The 512-nt window shown below is 41.6% G+C and carries 1 protein-coding gene; it reads left to right on the forward strand.

Annotated features, from left to right (window positions below):
• The coding region (locus FHP04_RS14555) for a hypothetical protein (protein ID WP_218937267.1) at positions 1–512 on the forward strand (512 nt) is incomplete at both ends.

Here is a 512-nt window from a genome sequence, read left to right on the forward strand (position 1 = left end):
CTGATGTAGTTCAACCAACGTGTGCAGTACCAACAGGTAAAATTTCAATTACAGCTCCACTAGGACCAGGATTTGAATACAGTATTGATGGCACGAACTATCAGGACTCAGGAAACTTTATTAACTTAATCGCTGGTACCTATAGTGTAACGGCTCGAAATACTTCAGATCCTACGTGTGTTTCTACAGCTTTATCAGTAACGATTAACGATGTACCAAATGCACCAGCCACACCAACTGCTAACGTAGTTCAACCTACGTGTGAAACACCTAGCGGTAAAATTTCAATTACCTCACCATTAGGTGCAGGATATGAATACAGTATTGATGGCACGAACTATCAGGCTTCCGTAGACTTTATTAACTTAACCGCTGGTACTTATAGTGTAACGGCTCGAAACACTTCAGATCCTACGTGTGTTTCTACAGCTTTATCTGTAACGATTAATGATGTACCAAATGCACCAGCCACACCAACTGCTGATGTAGTTCAACCAACGTGTGCAGTACCT

The sequence above is a fragment of the Aequorivita sinensis genome, from assembly GCF_006346335.1.
Classification (GTDB): Bacteria; Bacteroidota; Bacteroidia; order Flavobacteriales; family Flavobacteriaceae; genus Aequorivita; species Aequorivita sinensis.